Source organism: Frankia sp. CgMI4 (genome assembly GCF_001756285.1).
GTDB lineage: Bacteria > Actinomycetota > Actinomycetes > Frankiales > Frankiaceae > Frankia > Frankia casuarinae.
In genome coordinates, this window is sequence record NZ_MAQZ01000133.1 from 1 (window position 1) to 7,284 (window position 7,284).

A 7,284-nucleotide genomic window follows, 5' to 3' on the forward strand; every position below is an offset into this window, starting at 1 on the left:
CGCTGTCCGGCCAAGGTCCGAATCGGGGAAGCCTTCCTCGTCGGGCTGGTCTCCCGTGCCGTGCGGGGGCGTCTCGACGAGCTGGTTCTCCAGCCTGTGGCCATGGACGACCCGGCCGCCGCTGAGCTGGCGACGTTGGAGGCCCGCAAGAGCGCGCTGGCGGACCGGTGGGCATCCGGGAAGATGGACGATGACGCCTACGACGATGCCCACAAGGCCATCGTCCGCCAGATCCGCGCGGCCGAGGCCCGGATGCACACCAGCGCGCGACGGCGCGCCACGCTGCCCGTGGAGGGCGCCGTGGGCTGGGACGGGCTCGGCGAGGACATCGCGGCCAAGCGGGTGATCCTCACCCAACTGATCGACGGTGTGATCGTCGGCGGAAACGGGACTGTCGAGGGTGATGATGTTCAGCGTGTGCGGATCGTGTGGCGAGACCTGAACGACCCCCGGTAGCCCACGTCACCGCAGAAGGCCCCGGCGTCTGCCGGGGCCTTCGTCGTACCTGCCCGCTATGACCCTTGAGAGCCACACTGGCACGTTAGAACCGCCTTCCCCGCTGGCAGGGGGGGAGAGATTCCGTCCCTGGACCGTTAGCGGGCCGAGCGTGAAGGGGCCGAAGAGTCAGCGGGAGTGCCACCGTCACGGCGACACGCCGTTGCCCACGCCGTGACGGCGGCACGCTGTGCACGATTCTCGGCGGCCTGGGCGGCGCGCGGGCACCGTGCCGATAAGCGCCCCCTGCGGAGCAGGATGCGACGTCACAGCGGGATGGTGCAAAGCCAGCGACACGGCGCGTCGGTGGAACCAGGGCGCTGACCTGCGACGCTGTGACGTACGCRGCCGATGCCAGCGATCAATGGTCCACATTAACCAGTCCACTCTGACTATCCCCGCTGGGCACCCGACCCGCACAGCGATCTTGCACGACAACCACGGTTGTCGATTGCGAAGCGGCAGCTAMCCGACCCGCGACGAAGCATCTCCTTGGCTGACAACCAAGGTTGCCGGTGTGGGTCGTAACGTGACGATCGTGCCGGCCGGCCGGCCGGGCTGCGCTGCCCGACCGCCTCGCCAGGCGCTCAGCGGCCCRGTGCCGCAGGTCGGCAACGTCCGGGGTGCAGGTCATAACGAAGGCCAGCGTCACGGGGCTCTCGCCCTTGCTGGTGCGGCCGGCACATCGTGCCAGCCGTGGCCGGGTGGGAACCGAAGGAGTTCCCGAAATCGGTAGCGACTCCGGGAGCGGTCCGGTAATCTTTCAGTCGCTGCCCGCAATCAACCAGAATCTGGGCTGCTTCGGTCTCGCTTATCGTCGCGGGCGCCACGGCTGATGCTCACGGAAGGAGACCAGCGCAATGACGCCACCGGATGACCTCGTCATCGTGGTAGAGGRGTTGGCCACGATCCAGGACCGCGGCGACTTTCAGACCTCTGATGGACCCGTCGGTGACAGCGGCGAGAACAGGGACGGCTAAGCATCGACGTTAGCTRTCGCCGTACGACCCTGCCTCTCTTTCATCTGTTTCGGTTGGTTTTTCATGGCGATCTGGGTGCAGGCCGAAGGAGCCACCATGTAAAGGATGTTGATGGATCATCAGCTCATCCGCGATATAAAGACCGCGTTGGCATGGTCCAGACCCAGCTCGACACCCTCCCGGTTCCTACGGGGGACTCTTCCTGATTCTGGGATATGCCCCAGGGTGCTCACGCCGACCAGATTTCTAGACCTGATAATGAGACGAAGCCTTGTCTCGCCCCAGATGCGGTGCTTTCAAAACGAATCAGAGCTGCATCCAAACTCCTTGCTTCAGATGAACACGACGAGGCGAGGGCAGGTCACTCCGATGGTCGATATGCGCCGGCTGGCCGGACTTTTGCAATCAGGCTGCACCCTGGTGTTGGACGCGGTCAACCACTTTGATCCGACGCTAGAGGTTGCGTGCCGAGCGTTTCAATGGTGGTTGCGCGCGCCTGTGCAGGCGAACGTGTACCTCACAACGGGCGACGCGGCGGGTTTCTCCCTACACTGGGATGATCACGACGTCATCGTCCTACAGTTAGCTGGCGACAAAGAGTGGGAGGTCCGGGGTCCGTCTCGCCGTGCTCCCATGTACCGCGACGCCGCACCCAATACTGAGCCTCCCAAAGACATCGTGTGGTCTGGTACCGTGAATACCGGTGACGTGTTGTATATTCCCCGGGGCCACTGGCATCGGGCGAGCCGCACCAGCAGAGGTGACGGGTTTAGCCTTCATGCTACCTTTGGGTTCACGAGACGAACGGGCGTCGATTGGTTGGCTTGGCTTGCGGACCAGTCGCGCCGCKAAGAGGTGTTTCGGGAGGATCTGAATCAGCGGGGAGAAGACCCGAAAGAACATCAAAACGACGGCGAGAAAATTATTGTTGCCGCATCGCGTCTTCTTACGTCACATCCGCCGGCCCATTACTTGGAATCCGTGGCGCATGCCACCTCCGCAGGCCGGTATGTCTCCACAGCCGGCATTTTTGGTCCGCCATCCGCGGTCGTGTGCGTTACTGATTTTCCACCTCAGATAGAGACCCAGGGCGATACAGTGGCGGTCGCGACGGCGGAGAAACGGATCGTCTTCACCAGGAAAGCATTACCAGCCCTTGGGTTGCTTCTGTCGGGCAATCCTGTGTGCCTTGACTACGTATCGTCCGCAGCGGGGATCGATGGCGCGCGCCTTGGGGAGATACTTGTCCGGGAGGGCATATGCGCGGAACTGACTCCGGAATTATTCTCGGGCTATACCGGTCTGACCACAGACGGCAAGCTTTAGAGGATGCCCTTGCCATTGGCATTCAATGCCTAGACACAAGCTACAACTATCATGGGTTCGACTCGCATCGCCTTCTCTCAAGCGTCGTGGGCGATTTACTTTCCATGTTCTCCATCTCGACGAAAGTCGGCTTCTTCCGAGAGTCCGGACGGGTAGTTCACACCCTCGACCCCGGCCGGCTTCGCCGTGYGGTGGAGGAATCAGCGTGCGACCTTGGACGCATCCCGGACGTCGTCTTTCTGCATAATCCTGAGAAGTCCCTTGTGGGAGTGAGCCCCGTACAAGCCCGTGAGCGCTTGGATGCGGCGTGCGCGGCGCTGTATGAAGCGGTAGCCATGGGTCTGTGCGCGTCGTGGGGAATATCGTCCTGGGATACGGCGCCGCTGATCCGGGCGCTTGACGGCGATCTCTTCGCGAAGGCTCCCACGCCAGACGTGCTCATGGTCCGCGCGGGGCTGACGGTGYCGTCTGACCAGCTCGACGCGAGCGAGCGGGCGGCGCAACGTCTGGGCGTCCCGTCCGATCGCCTGTGGGGGATGAGCCCGTTCGGCGGGGACGCCGCACGCGACGTCTGGAAGAGAATTAAGGCGGCCACCTTTCTTCAGCCAAACGAAGAAGGGTCAAATGTGCAAGCCGTCTTCCGCGTGTCATATGAGCTGCCAAGAGTAACGCGGATAGCCGTGAGTTCCGGCAGCACAGACCATATGAGGGAACTTGTGTCAGCCGAAGCGCTAAAGGTTGACCTAGACCAGATCGCTCGTTATCGGCAGCTCCTCCGTGAGAGAGGCGCTCACATCTGAAGGTCTTTCACCAGCCTTTCGACAGCCTGACATGCCGGCTCGTGAAGCGGCCCTGAATACGAGGCGGGCGCGCTGACAATGTCCGCGCACAGAAATAGMGTCATGATCTTACCTGTCTTGCTTTCCAGTTCCTCTCTGTACTCTCGGTAGATGCGGCTGGCGAGGTCGGGAATTGCCAGGCTGTTGACCCACAGGTTCGCTGGGTCCAATCCGCGCGGCGCCATTCCCCAGTCTTCCCAGTCAAGCAGCATACATTCTGGTGCCGTGAGATTCGCCCAATTTAGGTCGGCATGCGCGGCTGACCATTGCTCGATCCTAGTGTCGATCTTGCCACCGCAGGCCCGACTGATTGCCAGGTCCACCCGCGCTTGCGTTATTGTCTCGGTGTGAGGAGTAGCTAGCCGGGTGGTCGAATGCCCGGCAAGCGCGGTCAGCGAAGATCTCAGCGTCGCCCACCACGCCTCAGAAAGGTCGGGATCGGTAGTGAGGATACCACCGGGTTTAACGGGATGATCCGCGACGAAATCTGTCTCGTCAGCCCTCCACATGAGATCCTGGTCGGGATCGTTCCAAGAGACGCTTTGCCTCCAGACGGGCCGGGCCACGCCATGAAGCATCGATGAGGTCTCTGTTCCGTTCCATCCCTGACCGGTCATCTTCTCTGGAGATCGAACCTCAACACGGACCCAGGTTCCTCTATCGCTGGCGAGGCCAATTGAGCGTCRCTTCCGCACGACCGCAGTTCGGTCAAAGTGAACGTCTAGTGATCGCTCGACACGTTTCAAGACGTCGTTATAGGACCCCGACCTGAGATCCAATTTAGCGCGGACGTTTGGCACGATGGAAACCCTATCTCTCTCGTCGCTCGGGCGGAGTKTCACCCGTCCGCCTGCGCTCAAGCGCCACGCGGACGGGCAACAATAGTGAAGACGTGTAAAATGCTATCTCGGCGCCCTATGGACACCGTATCGGCTGTCAGRCCGTGAACTCTCCATCCGTCACACCACGCACGAACGCCGACCATTCCGCACTGGTAAAGACCAGCGCCGGCCCGGTTCCATGGTTCTTGCTGTCTCGTAGGGCGACAAGGCCGCCGTCAAGGAATGCAACCTCGACACACTCACCCTTAGCGTTGCTGTAGCTGCTCTTGCGCCACACCGCRCCGGAAAGATCGTGACTGTTCATGGTTCGAGACTCCTAGCTCGATCAATGAGCATCTTGGTGCTCGCGTCCCGCTCGGCCGCAGATTCCCACATCGCGCTGAACGACTCTTCGTATTGCTCTACCTCACGATCTTTCTCTAGATACAACGCTCCGGTAAGTCCCTCCACGTAAACCGTTGGCGGTTCCCCCGCTCGTCCGGTTCCGTTCTCGGGAAACCGAAGAACGACGAACGGACCCGACGTGACGCCCGCGTGTAGGCCGGCACTGAACGGCATTACCTTGRTCGTGACATTAGGCAGCCGGTTTACGTCCGCAATCCGTTCGAGTTGCTGTGCGAGCACCTTCGGGCCACCAACGGGGCGATGCAGAATCGACTCGCTGAGAACAACATTCAGGACCGGGGGATCGGTCACTCGGGTCAGCAACGCCTGYCGGGCCATGCGTACATGAACTCGCCGGTCTATTTCGTCGTTCTCGATATCGGGGTCTTCCGCTCGGATCAGGGTCCGTGCGTACTCCTCTGTTTGGAGGAGACCGGGAACGAGTTCCGCCTGGTAGCACCAGAGGCGAGAGGCTGCCTCTTCGAGCCCGATGTACAGGTCGAGCCAGGCCGGGATGACGTCGCCGTAGCTGTGCCACCAGCCGCGCGCCTTCGTCTCCTTCGCGAGCCCCATCAGCGCCTCGGTCAGGTCGGTGGGTGCACCGTAGATCCGGCACATGATCTCTACGTCAAAGCTCCGAAGCGAGGTCAGCCCCGACTCGATGCGCCAGATCTTGGCTTCGGACCACTCCAGGCGCCGTGCGGCTGCCCGCACGGTCAGCCTCGCCTGGTTTCGAAGATCGCGTAGGTACCGGCCGAGCTGGCGGCGCGGCACGGTCGAGCCCGTCGTCGTGCTGCCTTCTGGCATCGCCCCTCCTTCGGTTTGAGGGTAGTCCATCACCCGAAATGAAAGACTCCGGTCGCTGTTTCGCAACAATATCAACATCTCTCAGCTTGCATTGTGAGTCTTRCATGTTGGGTCCTCACGGTGTTTGACTTCTGCGTGACAGCAGGCGCGCCGAGAGTGGCCGCCTGGCCGCCTACGGCGCTGCCATCGGCGGACGCTCGCGTCTCTCTGCGTTGCCAAGGAGCCCTCCTCGGCGGCATCTGCCGCGCCCTGCTGTCTGCGGCACGGAGACGGAGGCGCGGCGCGGGGGCTGCCCGTCGCAGACCGAAGGGAGAGGGTCCATGGACGAACGCCGGTTCGTGGTGTGGGACGCGGACGGACGACCGCTCGGGGCATTCCCCGACTTCGACACCGCCCACGAGTGGGCGCACGTGCGGATGCGGCAGGCGCGAACCCGCCTCCCCCTGACACTCGACGACCGTGTAGCGAAGGTCAGCCGCCGCCTATCCCACGCCCGCTGTGAGCTGGTGGCGTGGGCCGAATTCGCCGTGTTGCCCGGCTGTGACCTGCCCGCTCTCGGCGCAGCCGCAGCCGCAGCCGCAGCCGCAGGCGACACGGCGCGGCGCCAGCCTGCACAGCACTCACGGTCGTGACCATCCGGATCATYGGCCGCYGGGCTGCCGTCCGCGCGCTGACCGCCGCACGGGGCTCAGCATGACTGGTGACTCATCGCCYGTGATCCGGGTGGCCGTGGCGCACTTCCCGCCGACAGCCGCCGCCGTTCCCGACGTGCGCACGAGCACGGCCTGCACGCTCAGGGAATGGTCAGTCGACTCCGACACCGTCAACACTGTCGAACTCGTCGTTTGTGAATTGACCTCGAATGCCGTGAAGGCGAGCCGCCCGGAAGACGTCGTGGCCATACGGCTCACCGCGACAGGAGAATACGTCCTTGTTGAAGTGCGGGACGGCAATGACACCGCTCCCCGTATCAAAAGCCCGGACCTGTTCAGTGAGGACGGACGCGGCCTGCTGATGGTCGACGCGCTGTCGCGCCGATGGTCGTGGTGGAGAGTAAAGACCGGCGGAAAAGTTGTCTGGGCCGAGATTCCCGGTGGTTTGCAAGCCACGCCGCCGCCGACGCAGGCCGCTACGCCGATGCCGACGCGGACACCGAGGGTCGGGCCGCAGCCTACGGCGCCGGTCGTCTACCGCACCGACCCGGAGACCCTGCGGCGGGTCGCTGACGCGCTGCGCGCGCTGGACCCGTGGCACCGGACCCCCTCCGGCCGCAGCTTGCCCGAAGCTGTGCCGCACCGGGCCTGACGCATCGCAACCTGGCCGGGAAAGGGGGAACATGGGGCGAGCTGGTATGCGAGCGGAACAGAATGCGCTACGGGTCCACCTGTTGCATGCGGGAATGACGCAGGCCGAGATAGCCGACGAGTTCATCCGACGTTATCAACTTCGCCCTCGCGCCGCTTTCCGCCACGCGCACGGCTGGACGCAGCTACAAGCCGCCGACCACATCAATAGACAAGCGGCCCGTCTCGGCCTTGACCCGGACGGCAGGGCTTCCATCACCGGTCCCTATTTGTGTGAACTGGAGCATTGGCCGGACACGTCCGCGCG

Annotated in this window: 7 protein-coding genes and 2 pseudogenes; 6 read left to right on the top strand and 3 right to left on the bottom strand. The window is 63.2% G+C overall.

Annotation, left to right across the window (positions count from 1 at the left end):
* The 3 genes and pseudogenes from Manayef4_RS22100 to Manayef4_RS26840 form a co-directional block, all read left to right on the top strand.
* A pseudogene (locus tag Manayef4_RS22100) lies at positions 1–456 on the top strand (recombinase family protein); the annotation flags it as partial.
* A gap of 1,130 nt (positions 457–1,586) precedes the next feature.
* Positions 1,587–2,801 carry a cupin domain-containing protein gene (locus Manayef4_RS23665; protein ID WP_083282638.1) on the top strand — a complete coding sequence of 405 codons (1,215 nt, stop codon included), beginning with the start codon at positions 1,587–1,589 and terminating at the stop codon, positions 2,799–2,801.
* A complete protein-coding gene (locus tag Manayef4_RS26840; RefSeq protein ID WP_070133280.1) occupies positions 2,735–3,601 on the top strand; it encodes an aldo/keto reductase in 867 nt (288 codons plus the stop codon). The genes Manayef4_RS23665 and Manayef4_RS26840 overlap by 67 nt, the downstream gene beginning before the upstream one ends.
* Here Manayef4_RS26840 and Manayef4_RS23670 read toward each other — a convergent pair.
* From Manayef4_RS23670 to Manayef4_RS22115, 3 genes are all read right to left on the bottom strand, one after another.
* Entirely contained in the window at positions 3,592–4,206 is a 615-nt protein-coding gene (locus Manayef4_RS23670; RefSeq protein WP_175455979.1) for a hypothetical protein, read from the bottom strand. The genes Manayef4_RS26840 and Manayef4_RS23670 overlap by 10 nt on opposite strands.
* 370 nt (positions 4,207–4,576) lie before the next feature.
* Positions 4,577–4,786 (bottom strand): DUF397 domain-containing protein, encoded by a 210-nt coding sequence (locus tag Manayef4_RS22110; protein WP_070133282.1) that lies wholly within the window; start codon positions 4,784–4,786, stop codon positions 4,577–4,579.
* Complete coding sequence (locus tag Manayef4_RS22115) at positions 4,783–5,673, bottom strand: helix-turn-helix transcriptional regulator (RefSeq protein ID WP_070133284.1); 891 nt, start codon at positions 5,671–5,673, stop codon at positions 4,783–4,785. The genes Manayef4_RS22110 and Manayef4_RS22115 overlap by 4 nt, the downstream gene beginning before the upstream one ends.
* Before the next feature lie 320 nt (positions 5,674–5,993).
* Between Manayef4_RS22115 and Manayef4_RS22120 the strand changes: the two genes are divergently transcribed.
* The 3 genes and pseudogenes from Manayef4_RS22120 to Manayef4_RS25540 all read left to right on the top strand — a co-directional run.
* Positions 5,994–6,305 carry a hypothetical protein gene (locus tag Manayef4_RS22120; protein ID WP_070133285.1) on the top strand — a complete coding sequence of 104 codons (312 nt, stop codon included), beginning with the start codon at positions 5,994–5,996 and terminating at the stop codon, positions 6,303–6,305.
* A gap of 91 nt (positions 6,306–6,396) precedes the next feature.
* Complete coding sequence (locus tag Manayef4_RS22125) at positions 6,397–6,978, top strand: ATP-binding protein (RefSeq protein ID WP_236701546.1); 582 nt, start codon at positions 6,397–6,399, stop codon at positions 6,976–6,978.
* Positions 6,979–7,072: 94 nt separating this feature from the next.
* Positions 7,073–7,284 (top strand): annotated as a pseudogene (locus Manayef4_RS25540) (hypothetical protein); the annotation flags it as partial.

Excerpts from the sequence above, each read along its gene's own strand:
- Manayef4_RS22120 (WP_070133285.1), top strand. The coding sequence starts at position 5,994 with ATGGACGAACGCCGGTTCGTGGTGTGGGACGCGGACGGACGACCGCTC.